Origin of the sequence: Rahnella sp. WP5, from assembly GCF_000745615.1 — a bacterium.
In the GTDB taxonomy this organism is placed as follows: domain Bacteria; phylum Pseudomonadota; class Gammaproteobacteria; order Enterobacterales; family Enterobacteriaceae; genus Rahnella; species Rahnella aceris.
This window is the reverse complement of the sequence record NZ_JQJR01000009.1, coordinates 301,604-326,102: the sequence shown is the minus strand read 5'-3', so window position 1 is coordinate 326,102 and position 24,499 is coordinate 301,604. Positions and strand designations below refer to the sequence as shown.

General features: G+C 51.0%; 20 protein-coding genes, 1 tRNA gene and 1 rRNA gene. 9 read left to right on the top strand and 13 right to left on the bottom strand.

Translation table 11 applies throughout. The annotated features are described in order from the left end of the window. A 5S ribosomal RNA gene (gene rrf / locus EX31_RS24945) occupies positions 1-89 on the top strand; the annotation flags it as partial. 135 nt (positions 90-224) lie between these two features. Here the strand turns inward: rrf and actP are convergent. Genes actP through acs form a run of 3 tightly spaced genes read right to left on the bottom strand, consistent with a single transcriptional unit; the run spans position 225 to position 4,217 of the window. Then, positions 225-1,859: a cation/acetate symporter ActP gene (gene actP / locus EX31_RS09050; protein ID WP_167686169.1), complete on the bottom strand. Its 1,635-nt coding sequence runs from the start codon at positions 1,857-1,859 to the stop codon at positions 225-227. 29 nt (positions 1,860-1,888) lie between these two features. Beyond that, positions 1,889-2,200, bottom strand: a complete 312-nt coding sequence (locus EX31_RS09045) for a DUF485 domain-containing protein (protein WP_013573722.1) — start codon at positions 2,198-2,200, stop codon at positions 1,889-1,891. 55 nt (positions 2,201-2,255) lie between these two features. Further along, positions 2,256-4,217: an acetate--CoA ligase gene (gene acs, locus EX31_RS09040; protein WP_037034316.1), complete on the bottom strand. Its 1,962-nt coding sequence runs from the start codon at positions 4,215-4,217 to the stop codon at positions 2,256-2,258. A 505-nt stretch (positions 4,218-4,722) separates the two neighbouring features. Between acs and EX31_RS09035 the strand changes: the two genes are divergently transcribed. From EX31_RS09035 to EX31_RS09015, 5 genes are all read left to right on the top strand, one after another. Then, on the top strand, positions 4,723-5,301 hold the full coding sequence (locus EX31_RS09035; RefSeq protein ID WP_013573724.1) for a fimbrial protein: 579 nt from the start codon (positions 4,723-4,725) through the stop codon (positions 5,299-5,301). 101 nt (positions 5,302-5,402) lie between these two features. Then, entirely contained in the window at positions 5,403-7,904 is a 2,502-nt protein-coding gene (locus EX31_RS09030) for a fimbria/pilus outer membrane usher protein (protein WP_037034315.1), read from the top strand. A 46-nt stretch (positions 7,905-7,950) separates the two neighbouring features. Continuing rightward, positions 7,951-8,688 carry a fimbrial biogenesis chaperone gene (locus EX31_RS09025; RefSeq protein WP_037034313.1) on the top strand — a complete coding sequence of 246 codons (738 nt, stop codon included), beginning with the start codon at positions 7,951-7,953 and terminating at the stop codon, positions 8,686-8,688. Between the two features lie 9 nt (positions 8,689-8,697). Then, complete coding sequence (locus EX31_RS09020) at positions 8,698-9,669, top strand: fimbrial protein (RefSeq protein WP_013573727.1); 972 nt, start codon at positions 8,698-8,700, stop codon at positions 9,667-9,669. A gap of 27 nt (positions 9,670-9,696) precedes the next feature. After that, complete coding sequence (locus EX31_RS09015; RefSeq protein WP_013573728.1) at positions 9,697-9,969, top strand: helix-turn-helix domain-containing protein; 273 nt, start codon at positions 9,697-9,699, stop codon at positions 9,967-9,969. A 24-nt stretch (positions 9,970-9,993) separates the two neighbouring features. Here the strand turns inward: EX31_RS09015 and EX31_RS09010 are convergent, their stop codons facing one another. The 10 genes from EX31_RS09010 to aspA all read right to left on the bottom strand — a co-directional run bounded on the left by EX31_RS09010 (position 9,994) and on the right by aspA (position 21,244). Next, positions 9,994-10,551 (bottom strand): FidL-like protein, encoded by a 558-nt coding sequence (locus tag EX31_RS09010; protein WP_037034311.1) that lies wholly within the window; start codon positions 10,549-10,551, stop codon positions 9,994-9,996. Beyond that, on the bottom strand, positions 10,541-11,416 hold the full coding sequence (locus EX31_RS09005; RefSeq protein WP_231576039.1) for a winged helix-turn-helix domain-containing protein: 876 nt from the start codon (positions 11,414-11,416) through the stop codon (positions 10,541-10,543). The genes EX31_RS09010 and EX31_RS09005 overlap by 11 nt, the downstream gene beginning before the upstream one ends. A gap of 254 nt (positions 11,417-11,670) precedes the next feature. Beyond that, a complete protein-coding gene (locus EX31_RS09000) occupies positions 11,671-12,699 on the bottom strand; it encodes a S66 family peptidase (protein WP_037034307.1) in 1,029 nt (342 codons plus the stop codon). A 91-nt stretch (positions 12,700-12,790) separates the two neighbouring features. Continuing rightward, positions 12,791-14,107 carry an MFS transporter gene (locus EX31_RS08995; protein ID WP_037034304.1) on the bottom strand — a complete coding sequence of 439 codons (1,317 nt, stop codon included), beginning with the start codon at positions 14,105-14,107 and terminating at the stop codon, positions 12,791-12,793. Further along, positions 14,100-15,260 carry a mandelate racemase/muconate lactonizing enzyme family protein gene (locus EX31_RS08990; RefSeq protein ID WP_037034302.1) on the bottom strand — a complete coding sequence of 387 codons (1,161 nt, stop codon included), beginning with the start codon at positions 15,258-15,260 and terminating at the stop codon, positions 14,100-14,102. Before EX31_RS08990 ends, EX31_RS08995 begins: the two co-directional genes overlap by 8 nt. 379 nt (positions 15,261-15,639) lie before the next feature. Then, a tRNA-Phe gene (locus tag EX31_RS08985) sits at positions 15,640-15,715 on the bottom strand. A gap of 128 nt (positions 15,716-15,843) precedes the next feature. Beyond that, positions 15,844-16,419 (bottom strand): division control transcriptional repressor DicD, encoded by a 576-nt coding sequence (locus EX31_RS08980; protein WP_037034299.1) that lies wholly within the window; start codon positions 16,417-16,419, stop codon positions 15,844-15,846. A gap of 43 nt (positions 16,420-16,462) precedes the next feature. Continuing rightward, on the bottom strand, positions 16,463-18,199 hold the full coding sequence (locus EX31_RS08975) for a protein-disulfide reductase DsbD (protein WP_037034297.1): 1,737 nt from the start codon (positions 18,197-18,199) through the stop codon (positions 16,463-16,465). Positions 18,200-18,370: 171 nt separating this feature from the next. Next, positions 18,371-19,672: an anaerobic C4-dicarboxylate transporter gene (locus EX31_RS08970; protein WP_014411551.1), complete on the bottom strand. Its 1,302-nt coding sequence runs from the start codon at positions 19,670-19,672 to the stop codon at positions 18,371-18,373. A 135-nt stretch (positions 19,673-19,807) separates the two neighbouring features. Continuing rightward, positions 19,808-21,244: an aspartate ammonia-lyase gene (gene aspA, locus EX31_RS08965; RefSeq protein ID WP_013573737.1), complete on the bottom strand. Its 1,437-nt coding sequence runs from the start codon at positions 21,242-21,244 to the stop codon at positions 19,808-19,810. Between the two features lie 373 nt (positions 21,245-21,617). On the opposite strand from aspA, the gene EX31_RS08960 reads away from it, so the two are divergent. From EX31_RS08960 to groL, 3 genes are all read left to right on the top strand, one after another. Beyond that, complete coding sequence (locus tag EX31_RS08960) at positions 21,618-22,109, top strand: FxsA family protein (protein WP_037034296.1); 492 nt, start codon at positions 21,618-21,620, stop codon at positions 22,107-22,109. A gap of 214 nt (positions 22,110-22,323) precedes the next feature. Beyond that, positions 22,324-22,617, top strand: a complete 294-nt coding sequence (locus tag EX31_RS08955) for a co-chaperone GroES (protein WP_009636718.1) — start codon at positions 22,324-22,326, stop codon at positions 22,615-22,617. 53 nt (positions 22,618-22,670) lie between these two features. Beyond that, positions 22,671-24,317, top strand: a complete 1,647-nt coding sequence (gene groL, locus EX31_RS08950; RefSeq protein ID WP_013573739.1) for a chaperonin GroEL — start codon at positions 22,671-22,673, stop codon at positions 24,315-24,317. Positions 24,318-24,499 lie beyond the last annotated feature (182 nt).

Below are 24,499 nucleotides of genomic sequence, written 5' to 3'. Positions count from 1 at the left end.
CCTGACCCCATGCCGAACTCAGAAGTGAAACGCCGTAGCGCCGATGGTAGTGTGGGGTCTCCCCATGCGAGAGTAGGGAACTGCCAGGCATCAAAAAAAGACAAAAGCCCTGCACAATGTGCAGGGCTTTTGTCTTTTTGTTCTACGGATCAGCGATTAGGCACGCAATATTCAAACAAAAGGCCATCCTCAGGATGGCCTTTTCTATTTCTGCGCTCTACTCATCAGTGATTAGAGCTTTGCGAGATCCCGATCCCTGTTTGTGACCGCACAAACTGAGGGTAGAAACGCTCCCTTTCTTTCTGTCCTTCCAGTGAGTTATCTGTAATCGAGAAGAACCAGGTACCGGCAAAAGCAACAATCATCGAGAACAGCGCGGGGTATTCGTAAGGATAAATGGGCTTAGCATGTCCTAAGATCTGGACCCAGATAGTTGGCCCGAGAATCATCAATATGACTGCTGTAAGTAAGCCGAGCCATCCGCCAATCATTGCCCCGCGCGTTGTCAGTTTAGACCAGTACATTGAGAGCAGAATAATGGGGAAATTGCAGCTCGCAGCAATGGAGAACGCTAATCCAACCATGAATGCAATATTCTGTTTTTCAAACAGAATACCCAACGCGATGGCGACGATACCAAGCAGAACAACGGTGATCTTCGAAACCCTTAACTCATCACGTTCTGTTGCTTTACCGTCCTTGATGACGCTCGCATACAGATCATGAGAGACCGCCGAAGCCCCTGCCAGCGTTAAGCCCGCGACCACCGCTAAAATGGTTGCGAAAGCCACGGCAGAGATAAATCCGAGGAAGAAACTTCCACCGACCGCATCCGCTAAATGCACGGCTGCCATATTATTACCGCCGAGTAATATACCGCTGGCATCTTTAAACGCCGGGTTTGAGCTGACCAGAACAATAGCACCGAAACCGATAATGAAGGTCAAAATGTAGAAGTAACCGATAAAGCCAGTAGCATAGAACACGCTTTTCCTGGCTTCTTTGGCATCATTGACGGTGAAGAACCGCATCAGAATATGGGGTAAACCGGCGGTACCGAACATCAGTGCAAGCCCCAGAGACAGGGCGGATATCGGATCTGAAACCAGTCCTCCCGGGCTCATGATTGCAATCCCTTTAGAGTGGACGGCGACCGCCTGAGTAAAGAGGGTATTAAAGTTGAAGCCGACAGATCTCATGACCATAATCGCCATGAATGTCGCACCGGCCAGCAACAGGATAGCTTTGATGATTTGTACCCAGGTCGTCGCCAGCATTCCGCCAAACAACACGTAGAGTACCATCAGGATCCCAACCAGGATCACTGCGACATGATAGTTAAGCCCAAACAATAGCTGGATTAACTTACCGGCACCGACCATTTGTGCGATCAGATAAAGCGCAACAACCACCAGCGAACCGCAGGCTGAAAGCAGCCGGATTGGTTTCTGTTTCAACCGGTATGACGCGACATCTGCGAAGGTATATTTCCCCAAATTACGCAGGCGTTCGGCAATCAGGAACAAAATGATTGGCCAGCCGATCAGGAAACCGATGGAATAGATCAGGCCATCATAACCGGAGGTATAAACCAGTGCGGAGATACCCAGGAAAGAAGCGGCAGACATGAAATCGCCAGCAATTGCCATACCGTTTTGCAGGCCAGTAATGCGGCCGCCAGCTGTATAGTAGTCCTGGCGGGACCGTGTACGCTTTGATGCCCAATAGGTGATATATAAAGTCGCGCCAACAAACAGCACGAACATTACGATAGCTTCAATATTAAGAGGCTGACGTTTAACTTCCCCGGCGATGCCCTCCGCAGCAAGCAAACTGAACGGGAAGGTGAGGGATAACATCAGTAAAAGAAGAGAGCCGCGACGTGCGATCATGGCTGCACCTCGCGGATAATATCTGCCGTCAGGCGGTCAAACTCGCCGTTCGCGCGAATGACGTAAATTCCAGTCAGCACGAAGGAAATAACGATCAGCCCCACGCCCACGGGAATGCCGCGGGTGATGGTGGCACCGTCATAGAGAGGTGTTCCCAGCCACTGTGGATCGAACGCAATCAGTAAAATGAAAGCGACATACAGAACCAGTGTGATGCCTGACAGAAGCCAGGCAAAACGACTGCGTTTTTGCACCAGTTCCCTGAAGCGCGGATTACTTACAACTCTCTGATAAATGAGATCATTCATCTCAGTGACTCCTGTGAGGCATTGATAGAGTTCACCGCGCCAGGGCGGTGAAAAATTACGACGGTACTTTCATTGATTGTTTTTCTTCCAGCAATTTATCGACTACGCCCGGATCCGCCAGCGTAGAGGTATCTCCCAGATTGCTTGTGTCTCCGGCTGCAATTTTGCGCAGAATACGACGCATAATTTTGCCGGAACGGGTTTTTGGCAACGAATCAGTCCAGTGAAGAATGTCAGGCGTGGCAATGGACCCTATCTCTTTACGCACCCAGTTGCGTACTTCGGTATAGAGTTCTGGTGACGGTTCTTCGCCGTGATTCAGTGTGATGTAGGCGTAAATAGCCTGACCTTTAATGTTATGCGGAATACCCACAACGGCGGCTTCTGCAATTTTAGGGTGAGAAACTAATGCTGATTCAATTTCAGCCGTCCCAAGGCGATGGCCGGAAATATTGAGCACGTCATCAACACGGCCTGTTATCCAGTAATAACCGTCTTCGTCACGACGCGCACCGTCACCGCTAAAGTACATATTTTTAAACGTGGAGAAATAGGTCTGCTCGAAACGTTCATGGTCACCAAACAGTGTACGCGCCTGACCCGGCCAAGAATCGGTGATGACCAGATTGCCTTCGCATGCTCCTTCCTGAGGAACGCCTTCGTTGTCTACCAGAGCAGGCTGAACACCGAAGAACGGCCGCGTTGCCGAACCCGCTTTCAGCTCAGTGGCACCCGGCAGCGGGGTTATCATGAAACCGCCGGTTTCGGTTTGCCACCAGGTATCGACAATCGGGCACTGGCTGTTACCAATAGTCCTGTAGTACCACTCCCAGGCTTCCGGGTTAATTGGTTCGCCAACTGACCCCATGATCCGCAGTGAAGCACGGCTGGTGCCCTCAATGGCTTTATCCCCTTCAGCCATCAGTGCGCGGATCGCCGTAGGTGCGGTATAAAGGATATTTACCTTGTGTTTATCAATAACCTGCGCCATACGGGCCGGTGTCGGATAATTTGGTACACCTTCAAACATCAGGCTGATGGCTCCGCACGCCAGCGGGCCGTAGAGCAAATAGCTGTGGCCCGTTACCCAGCCGACATCGGCCGTACACCAGTAGATATCGCCATCATGATAGTCAAAGGTGTATTTGAAGGTCAGGGCCGCATAGACCAGATAACCGCCCGTGGTATGCAATACGCCTTTCGGTTTACCCGTGGAGCCGGAGGTATAAAGGATGAAAAGCGGATCTTCTGCTTTCATTTCTTCGGGCGGACAATCTGCAGAAATGCCTTCAATTGCATCATGCCACCAGATGTCACGACCCTCTTTCCATTCCCCCTGTTTGCCGGTGCGTTTGAAAATGATGGAATGTGTGATGCTGGTGACCGACGGGTTTTTCAGCGCATCATCCACATTTTGTTTCAGCGGAATGGTACGTCCGGCGCGCAGACCTTCGTCGGCGGTAATCACCAGCCTGGCATTGGAATCGATAATGCGACCGGCAACAGCTTCCGGGGAGAAACCGGCGAAGATAACGGAATGCACAGCACCGATACGGGCACAGGCCAGCATCGCGACAGCCGCTTCCGGTACCATAGGCATGTAAATAGCGACAACATCCCCTTTCTTAACGCCCAGGCCCTTTAAGACGTTAGCAAACTGACAAACATCATGATGAAGCTGTTTGTAGGTGACGTGTTTATTCTCGGCTTTCGGGTCATCACCTTCCCAAATCAGCGCGGTCTGATCGCCTTTGTCGCTTAAATGACGATCCAGACAGTTAGCTGCAAGATTCAGAGTGCCATCCTCAAACCAGCGAATATCGACATTCCCCGGCGCAAAGGAAGTGTTTTTCACTTTTGTGAAAGGCTTAATCCAGTCGAGCACTTTGGCCTGTTCACCCCAAAATGCGTCAGGATCTTCGACAGACTGTTGATAATACTGCTGATATTTCTCAGGTGTGATCAGGGTACGCTCTGCTATGGAGGCAGGAATAGGGTGCTTATAAACATGGCTCATGGTTTTTCTCCTTTAATTTGTTAATGATATGTCAATAAAAGGTTGGGTGTAGTTTGCGGTATGCCTTTGTTTGTTTTCTGGGGGACAGATCACGCAAGCGGAGAAAAAACAGCAGGATATATTCATTCGTCATGCGGAGCAGTCCACATAAGCCTGGGAAGTTCAGGAAAGAGATAAAGTTAAAAAATATGATTCTTAATGTGATTATTTGGTTAAAGAAAGCTTAACTCAGGGTTTGGTGTGGAAATTTTCTTATCTATTACGGAACATTTAATATCAGATATTTTAACCTCTGAGTTAATTTCCTTTCATAAATCGCATGTTTAAAGATTAATCTGAGAGTAAAACTCTTAATATTTGCAATTGGCAAATTATTATAACGTTAAATTTAAAATATCAGTATATTGATCTGGCAAGAGAGGGGTGCTCTCTTCGGTACAGCGAAAAATATCGCTTAATAGCTGCTTAATGCTTAATAGCTACCGTTAAATCTCAAGGACTTATTATGTTTAACGCCAAAAGAAAGACACTGGTTATTGCTTTATCTGCCTTTATTTCTGCATCAGCTTTTGCAGATGATACAACGCCTCCGACAGGAGCTGATCAAGGTTCAGGCCGTATTCATTTCACCGGGACGGTTATTAACGCACCTTGCTCAATTGCCGCAGGTGATGAAGACATTAATGTAAACATGGGGCAGGTCGCGAATAAGGTGCTCGAAAGCGGCAATAAATACTCTCAAAACGTGAATTACACCATTCATTTGCAAGATTGTGACCTGACCGCACAGACGGCGGGCACCGTTCAATATCCGGCTATGTCCAAAGTCGCCGTTTCTTTTGCGGGTACGCCTGACAGCAGCGCCGCTGAACTACTGGCCAACACCGGCAGCGCGAAAGGCGCAGGCATCCGCCTGATTGACGCCAACGGTGACCTGCTGAAAGTGGGTGACACCTCTAAAGATATTAACCTGGTCACAGGGAATAATGAGCTGGTATTCGCCGCACGCGTGGAAGCCAATTCTCAGCCTGTTTCAACCGGTACGATCGTTTCTCAGGCAACTTACGCCCTGAACTACAAATAAATATCGCTGCTATTTAGGGGAGTTTTCTCCCCTTTATTTTTCGGCTGTGCCAGCGCCAGGGATTGGTGTGGATTACTATTTTAGTAAGAAGTGATTTTATTATGTCGTTTGCGATGAATAGAACATCGGCTGAAATCAAGAATGTCCTGTGGTTTATTTTTCTTCTGTCAGGATGCTTTATTTCAGTCAGAAGCTTCGCAGTAGAATTTAACGTTAACTTCATTGATTCTGCCGATCGCAATAATGTCGATCTGTCACGATTTCAGGTAGCCGATTATATCGCGCCCGGTGAATACCTGCTGGATGTGGTGCTCAATGGCCGCACGTTCGGCGAACAAAGCGTGATTCACTATATTCCCACTGCGGATAAGAAAAATAGCCGCCTGTGTTTACCGCCGGTACTGGTGGATAAATTCGAACTCACTAAAGACGCGCGCGAAAAGCTGACTTTGTGGCATCACGGTGAATGCACGTCTCTCGATCAGCAGCAGGAAGTCACCGCACGTTACGATCAGGAAAAACAAACGCTGAATATCAGCATTCCCCAGGCCTGGCTGACCTTTCACGATCAAAACTGGGTGCCGCCCTCACAGTGGGATGATGGCGTCAACGGCGCATTGCTCGACTACAACCTGCTCGGCAGCCGATACATGCCGCAGTCCGGCGACAGCACCACCAGTTTCAGCAGTTACGGCACTACCGGTTTTAACCTCGGGCCGTGGCGCGCCCGTGCCGATTATCAGTATTCTTCGTGGCGCACATCCGGCGCGCCCGCCAGTGATAAATTCACCTGGACGCAAACCTATCTGTATCGTGCGCTGCCTTCTGTGGGCGCACGCCTGACTGGCGGGCAGACCTATTTAAGCTCAGATATTTTCGATTCATTCCGCTTTCTCGGTGTTTCACTCAACAGCGATCAGCGCATGTTGCCTCCGTCGTTGCGAGGTTATGCGCCGCAAGTCACCGGCATCGCCAAAACCAATGCCAAAGTGAGCATCAGTCAGAACGGGCGGGTGATTTATCAGACCAACGTGTCACCGGGCCCATTTGTGGTTCAGGATCTGACCGAAGCGGTACAGGGCGCGCTGGATGTCAAAATCGAAGAAGAAAACGGCAGCGTGACGACTTATCAGGTGACCACCGCGACCATTCCGTTCCTGACCCGCAAAGGCCAGGTGCGTTTCAAAACCGCAATGGGCAAACCGACCACCGGCAGCAGCAATCACGTCTTGCAGCCGGGTTTTTACAGCGGCGAAATGTCCTGGGGTGCGCTGAATGATTTCTCGCTTTACGGCGGTCTGATCAGCACCACCGGTAACTATCAGGCGCAGGCCATCGGCGTCGGGCAAAACCTGCAAAAACTCGGTGCCGTATCTTTTGATGTCACGCGTTCCTCGGCGACCGTACCGGTGGCAGGGAAACAAACCGGGCTGAGTTACCGCGCCAACTACTCCAAGCGGTTTGACTCGACCGGCAGTCAGATTACGTTTGCCGGATACCGCTTCTCGGAAAAAACGTTTATGTCGTTCAGCCAGTACCTCGACAAGGTGAACGGCGACGGTTATTCCCGCGATGACAAACAAACCTACACCGTGACGGCAAATCAGTACCTGCCGTGGCCGGCGATTACGCTCTATCTCTCTGCTACCCACAAGGTCTACTGGAATGAGAGTGCGAGTAACAATTACAGCGTATCGGTCAGCAAGATTTTCGATATCGGCCGCTTTACCGGCATTTCTGCGACGTTTTCCGCCAGCAAGCTGAACTACCGCGATACCGATGAAAATCAGATGTTTCTGTCGCTCAGTTTGCCGTTGTCTTCCGGGCAACAGATCAGCTACGACGCACAGCAGGATTCGCAAAGTGGTTACTCGCAAACGGCGTCGTATTACAACAGCCAGGATCCGAACAATAGCTGGCGCGTGGGCGCGGGCGGGAGCAGCCCGGATCTGCAAAAAGGTAACGGTGTGTTCCGCGCCAACTATCAGCATATGTCGCCGTACGGTCAGTTCGGTGCGAACGGCAGCGTGAAAAATAACGATTACCGCTCAGTGAATGCCAACTGGTACGGATCGTTTACTGCGACAGCGGCAGGTGCAGCATTGCATCAGAGCAGCGCCGGCAGCGAGCCACGCATGATGGTATCAACCGGTGTGAAAGGCATTCCGATCAGCGACGGTGCGTCAGTGACCAACGATTACGGCATTGCTGTTGTGAATGGCGTGTCCAGCTACCAGACCTCCGATATCCGCGTTGATGTGAATAATTTGCCGGATGACGTGGAAGTTTACAGCTCGGTGGTCAGCAAAACCCTGACGGAAGGCGCAATAGGCTTTCGCAAAATCCGCGCCATTAAAGGTGAACGCCTGATGGCGGTAATACGCCTCGCTGATGGCAGCCACCCGCCGCTGGGCGCCGCCGTTACCGACAACAGTTCCGGGTTTGAAGCGGGCCTGATTGGCGACAGTGGTCTGGCGTACCTGGCCGGAGTATCCGGCGAGAAATCCCTGACTGTTCGCTGGGGAGACGGGCAGCAATGTCAGATCCAGGTGCCACCTCAGCCCGTGACATATTCAGGGCAGGTATTGCTGCCCTGCACTTAATAATTTAAACGCTTTCAACAAAGCAGATCAGGAAAGGAATAATCCGATGAACAGGTATTTTTTGCGTTTTGGGGCAGCATTACTGCTGATGATTGGCATGACTTATCCGGCTTTCGCCGCCGTCAATCTGGACCGGACACGCATCATCTATAACGCCAGTGATAAATCCGTCAGCGTGATGCTGGAAAACCAGAGCAAAGATCTACCGTATCTTGCGCAGGTCTGGCTGGAGAACGAGCAGGGCGAAAAAATCACCTCTCCACTGGTGGCGTTGCCGCCGATGCAGCGCATTGATGCTGGCCAGAAAAGCCAGATCCGCATTTTGCAGTTACCCGAAACCGCCGGTCTGCCGAAAGATCGCGAATCGCTGTTTTACTTTAACGTGCGTGAAGTGCCGCCAAAAAGTGACATGGCGAACGTGATGCAGGTGGCGATCCAAAGCCGCGTGAAGCTGTTTTTCCGTCCGGTGGAACTCAGGAAGCTGGTGAAAGGTCACTGGCAGGAACAGCTTCAGGTTGCCCGTCTCAGTGATGGGCTAAAACTGACCAATCCGACACCGTTTTATATCACTGTCGGCTATCTGGGCAAAGACAACAAAGGCAATATCCCTGGTTTTGACAGCGTGATGCTCGCACCGTTCGCCACCGAAAATCTCACCGGCAAGCAGTACGTTAGCCAGCAATACAGTCTGGGTTACATGGATGATTACGGCGGTTTGCAGGTGAACGAGTACAACTGCCAGACACAACAATGTCAGCGCATCAGCAAAGACGCAAAACGCTAAGGAGTGGTGATGGCTGGTATTGACAGATTTCAGGCGGGTCGAATGGTATTTCTCCTGCTGCTGTTGTTTTTTTCCCGCAGTGCACTGGCGCTCGATTGTGTCGAAAAAGGTACCGGTATTGTGGACAAACCGGCTATTCCCGTCGGGCAACTGGCGATCCCGGCGAACGTGCCAGCAGGCACGAAAGTCTGGGAATCCAATGACATCAATGTCACGGCCTATTGCGACAATGTGCTGGGTTCGATCATTGATGTGGTGCATTTCTATTTTAATCCTAAATCACAGTCGATTGGTGAAGGGTTGCTGCTGGGCGTCAGTTACAACGGGCAGGATCTGGAGCAGAACGAACAGCGTCTGAGTACCAACAGTACGCCGATCAAAAAAGGTCAGAATGTGACGGTGAATGTCACGTTCCGTCTGTATATCAAAGTCAGCGGAAATGCGCCTTCCAGCGGACATTATCAGGGGGCCGACCAGTTTACGGTTTTCCAGCTTGACGGCAGCCGCGGGATTAACAAAACGCCGGGCGCAAAAAATCTTAAATACAACCTTTCAGGATTACAGGGGATCCGCTTTCTGGCCTGTGGCTCTGATCTGAAAGTCTATCCTGAGTCTCAGATTGTCGATTTTGGTGCAATTCAAAGTACCACGTTGTCCCGATCGTCCGGCGTTTCACTGCCGTTTGCCATTAAAGCGGTAAAACAAGGGTGCCTTGACAACTTCTCGCTGCAGGCGGAATTTTCCACCGCCAGCCCACTGCTGGACAACACCGCGATTGACCTGTCCAACGGCGCGAAGCTGATGCTCTATAACGACCAGGATAAAGCCATCACTTTCAACCGCTATGATGACTTTGCTGAGCTGAACAATGTGAATGAAGTCACCAAAAACTTTACGGCAAAACTGAGTGCGATCCCGGGGAAAACGCTTTCTCTCGGGCAATTTGACGCATCCGTGATCGTCAAGATCAACTACTACTGACGACGGCTTAAGGAAAGGAGGAAGGCTATGCTAAGAACGGCAAAATTGCGGGCGCAGGCGCTCGAGGAACCGGTTTATAAGGTCCAGGCACCGGAGCTCATCGCAGAGACTCACATTCATGCCCTGCTGCAAACCCTGCGTGAAGATGCTGGACTGAGTAAGACAGAACTGGCCAGACGGCTGGGCATCACGCCACCAGCGATTACCCGTCTTGAGAAGCGGCCGGCTCAGGCCAGTTTTTGTACCTTGTCGCGTTACGCCCAGGCTTGCGGGTTTCATCTGTACCTCTACTATAAATAAGTGAGTTGCTAAATGTATTTGTATTCAAAGACTTTTTTTGAATACACACAATGCAATCGGAGACTGGTTGCTTTCAATCAACAGGGTGCTGTTATCGTATTTCTTCAGTACCAGCGTGTCAGTATGGCCGGTCAGAAAAAAACTGTTTATCAGCAGGAGAGACGAAATCTGCCAGTCCATATTGTCTACACTGTCGATATTAATCTGATTGCTGGTGAGCGAATACGTACTGGAGTTTGTGCTAACGTGAATATAGTCATAATAAATGTTTCTCAGCAATGTTTTCCGTTGAATAACAATCCCATTTTTGTCATACAAATAACCCGTTCCACTGAGTGAAACTAAAATTTTGTGGTTGTCAAGAAAACTGAAGTAGAGTGCGGCAACCAGTTTTGCGGTTTGATTATCATATTGTGCTTCTATGATCATATTTCCACGGCAAGGTATATTAACAGGGAATGCTTCCCGGTTCTTTTGAACGAAAAAACCATACAGGGTAAAGAGTAATATAAATACAGCCGGGATGAACGGGAGGAGGATGCTCTTCTTTCCCTGAAAAATACGTTTTCTATCACTGAACATGCGTGGTCCTGTCATTTGTATAATAGCTTATGCAAATGTTAGCTTTATAATTATCATCGGTAATGCACTGCGCCATAAAATCACGTACTGAGCCAGTATTGATGGGCGAGGTAAAACGCTCACTTTGGAATATGAAAATATCTCCTGGTTTGCAGGTAATATTATTTTTTTGCAGAAATGTCCCGGCCAGTTGAATAAATTCGCGCTTACGGGACGAAATGACGGGCGCGGTTGAATACAAATCACAGGCACCTAGCCTGGCAATTTTCAGCTCTGTTTTCGGATCCTGCAAATCGTTGTACATAATGAAAAATGCCCACACAGTCAAGACTGCCGCCACAAGCAGGCTTATCATAAAGCCAGAGGGGCGATTTTTTATCCTCTTTTCAGGTTGCGTTTTTAGCTGAAGTGATGCTGCCGTCGGCGCGATGATCTCTTCCTTTTGCTCTGTTTCAGTCAGCCGGTTTTCCGGTGTTTTGTTGACCTGCACGTTGTGAACCTGAACTTTCTCCTCAGGAGGTTCATGCATGAGGTAAGGTTCAATAATGATTTCTTTACGGATAGTAAAACCGACCTTGGGCACGGTAACGATAAATTCATCAGGGTAACCCAAAGTGACCACTACTTTGCGTAATTTGCTGACGCAGTGATTAAGATTATTATTACTTGCTATCAGTCCGTAGTCATCCCAAACTTTTTTAAAAAATATTTCACGCTCAACAACGATACCCTGTTGTTCTATTAACAATAATAATATCCTGCGCGCAGGATTAGAAATGGCGATCTTGTTTTCTGAATCACCCGCTAATGAAAGTGTGTTATCTTCAGGGTTGAAGACTATTAGATTTTCAATCAGATAATTCATGTGCATTTCACGCCTCCCTGTTAAGAATATCCTGCCTCCACACATGCTTCATGCAATGAGAACAATGCGCACCCGGCGCGCATTCTTGATTTATATCTCACGCATCAGGTCAGTCAGTATAAACCGTTCTATTTCAAAAACAGATTTCTGTCGTAAATGTTTACAGAGCAGTCGTTCGAAATGTAATGGCGGAAAGCGTGGGGGGAAAAGCATATAAATCACGTACGGATTTTTAGTAGTACGTGATTTTTGATTTATTGCTGCAGATACGGGCCGACAATGTCGATGTGCTGCTGAGACAAGTCGACAGCAATACGGGCACCCAGAGGAAGCGTTAACATCGGATGGGTATGGCAGCAGTCGAAGCCATCAACCAGCGGAATGTCTTGTCCGTTCAGCACTTCCAGCAGCACATCCGCCGGTTGCCTTCCTGTCCCCGCATTATCGAACAATTCGTGTTTGCCGAGCAGAATAGCGCTCACACGGTCGAAAATTCCGTTCAGTTTCAGCATTGAGAAAGAGCGCTCGATGGTCGCGATATTGTGCAAGCTGTCTTCGATAAACAAAATATCGCCCTGACGGATTTCCGGCATATAAGGGCTGCCCCAGATGCCAGACAGCGTATTCAGATTTCCGCCGATGACGCGCCCCTCGATGCGTCCCTTGCCGTGAAAACGGCAGGTATTGGCGTACAACGTTTTCGCCCTGACCGGCGTGACATCATTCCAGTTGAGCTTTTCATCCGTCCAGTGCTGCGGTAAAGCGTAGCGATAAGGCTCAGAGCGGCGGGTCATCAGGATGTCAGCGAAAGACGCGTAGGTTTCATCAACCAGCGGCGGAAATTCGCCGAAAGAAGCCACCAGCGCCGGACCGTAAAAGGTGATCAATCCTGTTTGCGCATAAATCCCGGCCAGCAATGCGGTCGTGTCGGAATACCCGATGATGATTTTCGGATCAGTACGCAGCGCATCGTAATCCAGATAAGGCAGCAGGGAGTTAGTGTTGTTACCGCCAATCGACGACATTACACAACGCACCTGCGGATCACGGATCAACTGATTCAGTTCTTCGGCACGTGCCTGAATGGAGCCGGAGCGATAGTGATCATATTGTCCGGTCATTGTGCCGGCTTTCAGCACAAATCCTTTATCTTCCAGGAATTTCTTCCCGCGCAGATAACGGTTAGGGGCGGTGGCAGTCACCGGTGATGACGCAGAGAAAAAACCAATGGTATCGCCGGTTTTCAGGGCGGGCGGGAACAGCGAAAGTTCTGACGAGGGCATTTTACATCCTATAAATCTGCTCAATGTTCAACCTGCAATGTATCAATTCAATTGCAGGTTGAACAGGGGCCTTACAGGATAAACCGGAGGATTAATGACCGGCGGCGATTTCTTCCGCTGGCGCTTTTTTGCCAAACAATTCATTCACTTTGTTCTGGCGTACCAGAATAGCCATTGCAATCACACCGACGATCGCCAGGCCACTTGAGAGGATGAAGGCTGACTGATATCCCCCGCCGTACTGGATTAAAAATCCGGTAATGCTCGGGGATAAAATCCCGGCCAGATTCGCCAGTAAATGCACGAAGCCGCCAGCCGTTCCGATACGGTGTGCCGGAACGATATCCTGCAACAGTGACCAGCATGCCTGCGGTGTCATGTAAGCAAAAATACTGGCGACGGTGATCAGCGAGACGGCACCTGCGGTATTGCGGGTGTAGGCCGTCATCAGCACGCAACCGGCAGCAATTATCAGACCGGCGAAAATCACGGCTTTACGTGAGAACAGAAAATTACCGCTGCGGCGGTACAGCATATCCGCGACAATCCCGCCGCCAATAAAGCCGGCGGTGGCGCCCAGCCAGGGCAGAATACCGATAATGCTCATGCTCTTAATGTCGAGATGCTGGAAGTCAGTGAGATAGCTTGGCAGCCATGACAGGAAGAAATACTGAATGTAGTTGAAGCAGAAAAAGGCAGCGGCCACGCCCAGCACGGGTTTGGAAAATACGTAGTACCACAGGCTGTGCGCATCATTTTCTCTGGCGCCGTTTGTCACCGGTGTCGCCGGGCGGTCGCTGGCAATCAGACGTTTTTCTTCCTCTGAGACCCGAGGATGCTGTTCTGGCTTATCGCGGAAAAAGGTCATCCACGCCGCCAGCCAGACAAAGCCCAGTGCGGCAATCACCACGAAGGCGATGCGCCAGCCGAAATGCAACCCGACCAGCCCGACAATCGGCGCGGCGATGGCGGCCCCCAGTGGCTGCCCCGCATTGGTGAAGCCGACCGCGCGGCCGACTTCCTTGCGCGGAAACCAGTTGGAAATTGATTTGTTGGTGGTGGTGCCCATCGGGCCTTCGCCGATACCAAACATGACGCGCACGACCAGTAAATGCGCGAAACCGGTGACCAGTGCTGTTGCGCCGCAAAATACGGACCAGAACGCAGCAGCGAAGGCGAAGACTTTTCGCGGGCCAAACTTGTCTGCACTCCACCCGCCAATAAAGCAAAACAGGCAGTAGCCAATAAAAAAGGCGCTGAACAAAATCCCCATCTGGGCATCATTGATATGCAGGTCGCCTTTGATCAGTGGCGCCATCACCGATAACGCCGCGCGGTCGAGATAATTGAGCATGCCGGCAAAGAACAGCAGCAGGGCGATGACCACCCGATAATTGGATTTACGCATGTGCGGCCTCCGCGGTCAGAGAAAGGGTTTTCGAGCTGATGAGGTACTTCTGGATGATGGAAAGTGATGGCTCAAAACCTAGCCCCGGCGTATCCGGCAACAGCATATGCGGTTCAAAATTCAGTTGTGAATAAAGCGTTTCCTGCCACTGAATGTAAGGCACTTCCAGACTCACGCTGTCGTCGAGCGTAGCGACCAGTTGGGCGGTGGCCATCAGGCCGGCACCGTAATAAAAACAGTGCGGAACAACGCGGATGTGGTATTGCTTCGCCAGCGCAAACACTTTCAGCATGGCGGTGATCCCGCCGACTTTACTGACGCTGGGCTGTGCGACGTCAATCGCGCCGTGTTCGAAATGCTCCACAAAGCCCTGAACGCCTGCTGCATTCTCGCCTGCGGCAATACGGGTTCCTTGTTTTCGCACTTCCGCCAGACCGGCTAAATCATCCGGTGGCCAGACCGGTTCTTCCAGCCATCCCAGATTCAGAGAACGTAAAGCCTGCGCTTGTTGCGAGGCTTCTGCCACGTTCCACGGACAGTTCACATCAACCATCAGTTCAGCATCGGCAGGCAGTATTTCTCTGGCGGCGGCAATGGCCGGATAAGCCGTTTCATGCAATTTTATGGCGCGGAATCCCGCCTGCCAGGTACTCAGCACTTTTGCCGCCACACGTTCAGGATGATTGCCATAACTGACCAGGCTGGCGTAAACCCCGATTCTTTGACGTTTCGCCCCCAGCAATTGCCAAAGCGGCTGCTTCCATGCTTTCGCCAGCAAATCCCATAGCGCAATATCCACAGCTGAAAGGGCAAACATCACAGGACCGGTGCGCCCGAAAGCATGAAAGTTCACCTCGGCCTGCTGCATCAGTGCAGCAATTTCCTCAGGACTTTCCGGGCAGGTTTGGCCGAGAAAAAATCGCCCGACTAAGCCGTTCATCGCGGTTTCGGTGAGCGGATTACAAAGATGACCGAAACCTTCCCCCCAGCCGTGTAAGCCGCTGTCGGTCGTGATTTTGATCAGTAATGTTTCCATTCTGGTGAGCTCGGGAGATGCCGCGTTATAAGCATCCGTCTGTATCTCTGGTGTTTTATCCCTGTCGCTGCTGAATGGAATCGCAACGCGCAATACCTCAATTTTGGTTATTTTCATGAGACATTCCTGTTTTATAGGGCCTTGAGGAAACTTATCAGGCTAAGGAATCAGTCTAAAACGCAGGGATATGACCGTTAACGGACGTTGGCCTAACTTTTAAGCAGAATTGAACGGGAGTTTTGTGCAAATGAATGAAGGGATGAGAAGTGAATCACGAAAGGGTAAATACGTAAGATTTAAAAAGCAAAAAACCCGCCATAGGCGGGTTTCTTTAAATATGGTGCCCGGACTCGGACTAACGCCGCAGGCGTTTGAACAACGGCTTTGCCGTTGGCCCGCAGGGCGAGCCTGTTAAGGCGAGTCATCGAACGGAGTTCGATGGAGAGTCCGTATCTCTGGAAGCAAAAAACCCGCCATAGGCGGGTTTCTTTAAATATGGTGCCCGGACTCGGAATCGAACCAAGGACACAGGGATTTTCAATCCCTTGCTCTACCGACTGAGCTATCCGGGCAACGGGGCGCATTAAACCGTATTGGGCCTGAGCCGTCAACGGGTTTGTTATCTAAAATACATAAAAGCCGTTTGTTTGCTGCCTTTTCATTCAAAAAGGATGAAATTGCCGGGCAGCAATGGGGGAAGTCAGGAAAGTGCACCATGTTCACGGCAGCGGGCGATGTTCAGCACATCCTCTGCCAGACGGCGTGCGACTTCCACATCGTTCAGTTGGCGTTTAACGAGCAGTTTACTCAGGCAGCCTTCGAGGATCAGTTCCATCTGCTGAGCGACCATTTCCGGGTCATCCGAGCCCATTTCCTGCAAAAGCGCCAGAGTGTAGTCGTAGGAGGCCCGTTTCTGCTGTTGAGCCAACTGATGAATGGGCGCCTCGCTGTCAGGGAAAAACGTGCAAGCTGCGATAAACAGACATCCAGGATAGCGCTGCTGCCGCACCTGCTCATCCAGCACTTTATAGCGCGCCAGCAATTTCTGTGGCGCTGAAAGAGACTCATCCAGCATCAGCTGACGACGCCAGATATCAATCTGTTCGCCGTGATAACGCAGACTGTCATACAGCAGGGCTTCGGCATCCGGCCAGAAACGGCGTAATTCACTGAGCGGGACATCGACCAGTTCGGCGACCGTTTCCAGTGACAATGTTGCAAGGCCACGTTGTTCCAGGAAATTAAGGGTTTTATCGAGAACTTGTTCACGTAGCACGTTTGCCTCCTCACAATTCGCGTACTTCAAAGTGTAGTGTCGTTTAAGGGTGAGTTTTCTGCAAATGCGCGCTGAACTCCGCTGCATCCATAAAACCCGTCACCCGTGACTGTGGCAACTCATGACCATCAGGCCCGAAGAACAAAATTGTCGGCAGGCCCAGAACATTCAGACGTTCTAATAACGCTTTCTGCTCAGGGGAATTCTGGGTGACATCTGCCTGCAGCAATAAGGTATCCGTCAGTTCATTCTGCACGTCTGGCGCTGAGAAGGTATATTTTTCGAACTCTTTACACGCCACGCACCAGTCAGCGTACAAATCCAGCATAACGCGTTTGCCCTGCGCGCCCTGCAGGGCAGCGTTCAGTTCACCGACATTATGGATTTTCTGGAAATTAAGTGCGTGTACCTGTGTTGTTGTGTTAGCGGCTGGCGCAAATGCCCAGTCCTGCAAAGGACGGCTGACGATCAGCGCCGCGGCCAGGAAAAGTAATTGCAGCGTCCGCACCATGCCGCGCTGGCTTTTCAGGCTGAGCAGGAATGCCCAGCCGAAGAACGCCATGCCGAGCAGGCTCCATAAACGCAGCCCCCAGATATCGCCAATCACACGTTCGAGTAAAAATACCGGCAGTGCCAGAATGACAAAGCCAAATCCTTCTTTGACGTATTGCATCCACGGCCCGCTGCGGGGCAGTAATTTGTTGCCGAACATCGTCACAATAATCAGCGGAATGCCCATCCCCAGCGCATACAGATACAGCGTGCCAGCCCCCGCCAGCAGATTCCCGCTCTGGGCGATATACAGCAGGATCGCGCTGAGCGGCGCGGTGGTGCAGGGAGAACAAATCAACCCGGCCAGTGCGCCCATAATAAAGACGCCGGGCAGCGAGCCGCCTTTTTGCTCGTTACTCCATAAAGCCAGCCGGGTCTGGACGGCAGAAGGAAGTTGCAGGCTGAACGTGCCAAACATCGACAGCGCCAGAACAATGAACATCACCGAAAGCACAATCAGTACCCACGGACTTTGCAACGCCGCCTGGAACTGCAAGCCTGCTGCAGCGACCACCATACCAAGCAGTGTGTAAGTCAGCGCCATGCCCTGCACGTAAACCAGCGCCAGCAGGAAAATTCGCTTCATGCTGTGAGGGCGCTGACGCCCGAGAATAATGCCGGAAATCAGCGGATACATCGGCAGAACGCAAGGCGTAAAGGCAATACCGATGCCGATCAGCAAGGCCCACAGCGGAGAAAACGGCAGTGGTGTGGATGGCTTTTCAGGCGTCACGATAACCGGTGCGGATGCTGTATCCGTAGCTGGCGTGCTGACTCGCGTCGGTTCCGTGACGGCACTCAGCGGCACGTCACGAGTTTCCGGCGGATAGCAGAATCCTGCGGCGGCACATCCCTGATAGGTCACCCGAACGGTTGCATCCGCGCTGGCCTGACGGAGAGGGATCGTCAGATGCAGGGCATTCTCATAAACTTCGCTGTCACCGAAAAACTCATCATGATGATCACGGCCTTTGGGCATCAGAAACGCCGCGAGCTGAGCATTCTTCGGTTCCAGCTCAATCTTGCTGCGATATAAATAATAGCCGTCACGGATTTGCCAGTTCAGTTTGAGATCGTGACCTTGCTGCTGGAAATCAAAACTGAATGCCTGATCGACGGGGACAAACTGTGGCGCGGCGGGTTTGCCAAATAAAGAGGCATTCGCCTGAAACGGCAAAAGACTCAGGCTGCACAGCAGGAAGAAAATTCGAAGAATGCGGTGATCCATGCGGAGTAAAGTTCTCTTTGTCGCGGCAGATGAACAGCCACTGAGTGAATCGACAGAAGATGCGCACGGCGTCATGCCATAGCGCGTTAATGAATTGTGAGTATACCCTGAGCAATCCCTGAGCAGAAAGCCCCGCAGTGCTTAACGGGGGCCGCAGCCCCCGGAAAACTGTCAGAGAATAATACTGCCGAAACCAAATCCAAAAACTACGGACAGGAACACGCCAATCGTGCCGGGAATAAAGAATGGATGGTTGAAGACGAAGCGCCCGATGCGGGTGGTGCCGGTGTCATCCATCTGCACGGCGGCAACCAGCGTCGGATACGTCGGCAGAATGAATAAACCGGAAACAGCGGCAAAAGAACCCACGGCGGTCAGCGGCGATACGCTCAGTGCCAGCGCCATTGGCAGCAGGGCTTTGGTCGTGGCGGCCTGCGAATACAACAGCGCAGAGCTGAAGAAGAAAATCACTGCCAGCAGCCAAGGATGCGCCTGAATCAGGCCACCTGCGGTTTCTTTGATCCAGCCGAGATTGGCCTGCACAAAAGTGTCACCCAGCCAGGCCACGCCGAGGATACAAATACAAGCGCTCATGCCGGATTTGAACGTACTGGAGGTCAGAATGGCGTCGGTATCAATGCTGCACAGCAAGGTGATTAACGTGGCGACACTGAGCATGATAATCAGGATGGCGCTGTTGGTGGTCATCACAGGTTGTGCGACCCAACCCAGGCTCGGGCTGTTAATAACCGCATAAGCGACCACCGTCAGTACGCCGAGCAGGAACAGCAACACCGAGAGTTTGGCGCCGCGTTTGATTTCCAGCACTTTATCGCCACGCAGTTGGATCAAACCTTCTTCATACCGTTTGAGATAAACCGGGTCATTGGAAAGCTTTGCGTCAAAGCACCAGCTGACAATCAGCGACATCAGGATTACGGCGGCCAGTGTGGACGGGATCATCACCATCAGCAGATGAAGATAACTGACGCCGTGGCCTTCCATGGTGGATGCCATGTACACCACTGCGGCAGAAATCGGTGAGGCGGTAATGGCTATCTGCGCGGCAACCACGGCGGTGGAAAGCGGGCGGCAGGGTTTAATCCCTTGCTCTTTGGCGACTTCAGAAATAACCGGTAATGCCGACAGTGAAATGTTGCCAGTGCCCGCCATAATCGTCAGGAAATAGGTGACGATGGGCGCGAGGAGGGTGATGTGTTTGGGATTACGGCGCAGCAGCTTTTCAGTTTGTTGCACCAGATAATCCATCCCGCCTGCTACCTGCATGGTCGAGATCGCGGCGATCACCGCCATGATGATAGAGATTACGTCAAAAGGGATGGTTCCCGGTTTAACGCCTATCAGGGCGAGCACCAGAACGCCAAGCCCGCCCGCGAAACCAATGCCGATGCCGCCTAAGCGCGCGCCGAGGAAAATCGCCGCCAGTACAATAATAAATTCGATAATTAACATGGTTGTCCGTCCATATTCCCAGCACTCCTTAAGGAATTGATAATTAATTGTTGTGTAATTGTTGTGTTGTACAAAGTAAAAAGGCCCGCTGTTCTGCAGAACAACGAGCCTTTAAAAGGTCAGTATTTGAGTCTGTTACTGTTCATTTTCATCGGTATAGCGTTTTGCTTTGTAAGCCGGATGTTTCAGGTTTTCGATGGAGAAAATGTCGTCCAGCTCCGCCTCAGTCAGCAGGCCGCGCTCGAGCACCACTTCCCTGACACTCTTACCGGTTTCAGCACAAATCTTGCCGACGATATCGCCATTGTGGTGGCCGATGAACGGATTAAGGTAGGTGACGATGCCGATAGAGTTGAAAACGTAGAACTCACATACTTCTTTGTTCGCTGTAATGCCGTTGATGCATTTTTCGAGCAGATTGTAGCAGGCGTTAGTCAGGATATGCACTGACTCAAACATCGCCTGACCAATTACCGGTTCCATGACGTTCAGTTGAAGCTGGCCCGCTTCTGCCGCCATCGTCACGCAGACGTCGTTACCGATGACTTTGAAGCACACCTGGTTCACGACTTCCGGGATAACCGGGTTCACTTTGGCTGGCATGATAGAAGAACCCGCCTGTAATTCCGGCAGGTTGATTTCATTCAGGCCAGCGCGAGGGCCGGAAGAGAGCAGACGCAGGTCGTTACAGATTTTAGAAAGCTTCACGGCCAGACGTTTCAGCGAGCTGTGAACCATCACGTATGCGCCACAGTCGGACGTTGCTTCAATCAGGTCTTCAGCGGGTACACAGGCCAGATTGCTGACTTCTGCCAGTTTTTCTACCGCCAGTTGCTGATAACCTTCCGGCGTATTCAGGCGGGTACCGATTGCTGTCGCCCCGAGGTTCACTTCCAGCAGTAATTCGCCGGTACGCAACAGATTGCGGGTTTCCTCTTTGAGCAACACGTTGAACGCGTGGAATTCCTGACCGAGCGTCATCGGAACGGCGTCCTGCAACTGTGTACGGCCCATCTTGATGATGTTTTCGAATTCTTTCGCTTTACGCTCAAAGCCGTCGCCCAACTGGGAAATAGCATCAACCAGTTTCAGCAAGGACGCGTACACGGCGATACGAAAACCAGTAGGGTAGGCATCATTGGTGGACTGGCATTTGTTCAGATGGTCATTTGGATTGAGGAACTGGTAATCGCCTTTCTGGTGTCCCATCAGTTCCAGACCGATGTTCGCCAGCACTTCATTCGTGTTCATATTTACCGAGGTTCCCGCACCGCCCTGATAGACGTCGATAGGGAACTGGTCCATGCATTTGCCTTTATCAAGCACTTCGTCGCACGCCTGAATAATGATATCCGCAATGTGACGTGGAATGGTGCGCAGCTCTTTGTTAGCAAGAGCTGCCGCCTTTTTCACCATCACCATGCCGCGAACAAACTCAGGAACATCACTGATCTTGGTGTTGCTGATATAGAAGTTTTCAATCGCCCGCAGGGTGTGAATGCCGTAATAAGCTTCTGCCGGTACTTCGCGCGTGCCCAGCAGGTCTTCCTCGATACGAATGGTGTTTGACATGAGAACCTTCTCTTCGGTACTGAATGCGTTATGCGATGTTTAAAATTATGTTACTGGCCGTAGTAAATTTAAAACGATCAACCGTTGTTTGAGCAACGGAGGCGATCATATGCTGCTTCAGACGAATTGCACGTACTAAGATCACTATCCTGCCCTATTATCGTGCATGTTTTTAGTATCTGTGAGAATTCTCACAATTCATTTACCTGCTCAATTAAATCAGGTCTGGTGGTTGAAATCATGATGAGTGATCACCATCTCAGTGTAGTCAGCCTGCATTTCTTTGATAGCGAAGATCTCAAGCAGGCACTTATTCAGGGTTTGGAATGCCGCTGCGACAGCGCTTCCGGAGCCAAATTACAAGGAGAATGCGGTGCGCTGGTTACCGTTATTACTGTTATTCCTGCTGGCTTACATTGAAATCACCTTATTTATCAAGGTGGCTGCGGTGGTTGGCGTGGCAACAACGTTATTGCTGGTTGTTTTCACCTCTTGCGTAGGTGTCTCTCTGGTGAAGAATCAGGGCATGAAGACGTTTATGCAGTTGCAGCAAAAACTGGCGGTTGGGGAAAGCCCGGCAGCCGAGATGGTTAAAAGTGTTTCGCTGGTGATCGCCGGATTCCTGCTGCTGGTACCGGGATTCTTTACTGATTTCCTCGGTTTGCTGCTTTTGCTGCCACCCATCCAGAAACGACTGACGCTAAAACTGATGCCGCATTTGAACATTGTGCGTTCCGGCGGTAACTGGGGGAGCAGCGCGCCAACGGGGAATACCTTTGATGGCGAGTTCCAGCGGACGGATGAAACGCAGGAACGTCTGGTTACACCTAAAAAAGATGACGACACAGAGCATCACGATCGCTAATCTCTGTGGCCTCAATTGTTAAAAGATTGTTGGGAAGCACTGCGAAGGTCGATTTTCGTCAACAGAGCAGCGAAAGAAAAAGAGAAAATTTTTCTGTTCTTCCCCTTGAAGGGCTGCGTATCGCCCCCATTAAACAAACCACGAGGCCGGGCAGGACTTTGCCAGGCATTCAACCCTAAAAATAGATATGGACCCGCTCACAGGAGAGTTATCAATGAAAATTCGTCCATTGCATGACCGCGTTATCGTCAAGCGTAAAGAAGTAGAATCTAAATCCGCTGGCGGCATCGTTCTGACTGGCTCCGCTGCCGGTAAATCTACCCGTGGCGAAATCCTGGCTGTCGGCCATGGTCGCATTCTGGAAAATGGTGAAGTTAAAGCGCTGGACGTGAAAGTTGGCGACATCGTCATTTTCAACGACGGTTACGGCGTGAAAGCTGAGAAGATCGACAATGAAGAAGTGTTGATCATGTCTGAGAGTGACATTCTGGCAATCGTAGAAGCCTGATTGTCCCCCGATCCACTTTTTTCTGAACAGAACGAATTTAAGGGAAATTAACAATGGCAGCTAAAGAAGTAAAATTCGGTAACGACGCCCGTGTGAAAATGCTGCGTGGCGTAAACATCCTTGCTGATGCAGTAAAAGTGACCCTGGGCCCTAAAGGCCGTAACGTGGTTTTGGACAAATCTTTCGGCGCACCAACCATCACTAAAGACGGCGTGTCCGTTGCACGTGAAATCGAACTGGAAGACAAGTTCGAAAACATGGGCGCACAGATGGTGAAAGAAGTCGCGTCCAAAGCGAACGATGCAGCGGGTGACGGTACCACTACCGCAACCGTTCTGGCTCAAGCCATCATCACTGAAGGCCTGAAAGCTGTTGCCGCGGGCATGAACCCGATGGATCTGAAACGTGGTATCGACAAAGCTGTCGTTGCTGCGGTTGAAGAACTGAAAAAATTATCTGTCCCTTGCTCTGATTCTAAAGCCATTGCACAGGTTGGTACCATCTCTGCTAACTCCGATGAAACTGTCGGTAAACTGATCGCTGAAGCGATGGAAAAAGTGGGCAAAGAAGGCGTCATCACTGTTGAAGAAGGCACTGGCCTGCAAGATGAGCTGGACGTTGTTGAAGGTATGCAGTTCGACCGTGGTTATCTGTCTCCTTACTTCATCAACAAACCAGAAACCGGTTCAATCGAACTGGAAAGCCCGTTCATCCTGCTGGCTGACAAGAAAATTTCTAACATCCGCGAAATGCTGCCAGTGCTGGAAGCCGTTGCGAAAGCCGGTAAACCACTGCTGATCATTGCTGAAGACGTTGAAGGCGAAGCCCTGGCGACTCTGGTTGTGAATACCATGCGTGGCATCGTGAAAGTGGCTGCGGTTAAAGCACCAGGCTTCGGCGACCGTCGTAAAGCTATGCTGCAGGACATCGCAACCCTGACTGGCGGTACCGTTATCTCTGAAGAGATCGGTCTGGAACTGGAAAAAGCCACTCTGGAAGATATGGGTCAGGCTAAACGTGTTGTTATCAACAAAGACACCACCATCATCATCGATGGCGTTGGCGAAGAAGCAACCATCCAGGGCCGTGTTTCTCAGATCCGTCAGCAGATTGAAGAAGCGACTTCTGATTACGACCGTGAAAAACTGCAAGAGCGTGTGGCTAAACTGGCAGGCGGCGTAGCCGTTCTGAAAGTGGGCGCAGCGACTGAAGTTGAAATGAAAGAGAAGAAAGCTCGCGTTGAAGATGCCCTGCACGCAACCCGTGCTGCGGTAGAAGAAGGCGTGGTTGCTGGTGGTGGCGTGGCGCTGGTTCGCGTTGCTCACACTCTGGCTAACCTGACCGGCGACAACGACGACCAGAACGTGGGTATCCGCGTTGCTCTGCGCGCAATGGAATCTCCACTGCGTCAGATCGTTGTGAATGCTGGCGAAGAAGCCTCTGTTATCGCAAACAAAGTGAAAGCGGGCGAAGGCAGCTTCGGCTACAACGCTTACACCGAAGAATACGGCGACATGATCGCAATGGGTATCCTTGATCCAACTAAAGTCACCCGTTCTGCTCTGCAGTACGCGTCTTCTGTAGCTGGCCTGATGATCACCACTGAGTGCATGATCACCGACCTGCCTAAAGACGATAAAGTCGATATGGGCGGCGCTGGCGGTATGGGTGGAATGGGCGGCATGGGCGGCATGATGTAATCATCATCCCCCTGCGTTCATCCGCAGGTACGTAAAATCAGCGGGCTTTTTGCTCACTGAGGCAACGTACTGAAGAAACCCGGTCTGTAAAGGCCGGGTTTTTTTATTTGACCCTTTTTTATCAGGTTCAGTAAGATAACTCTCATTGTCTCCGGCCTTTAACGTGTAGACTTGTTTCTGCG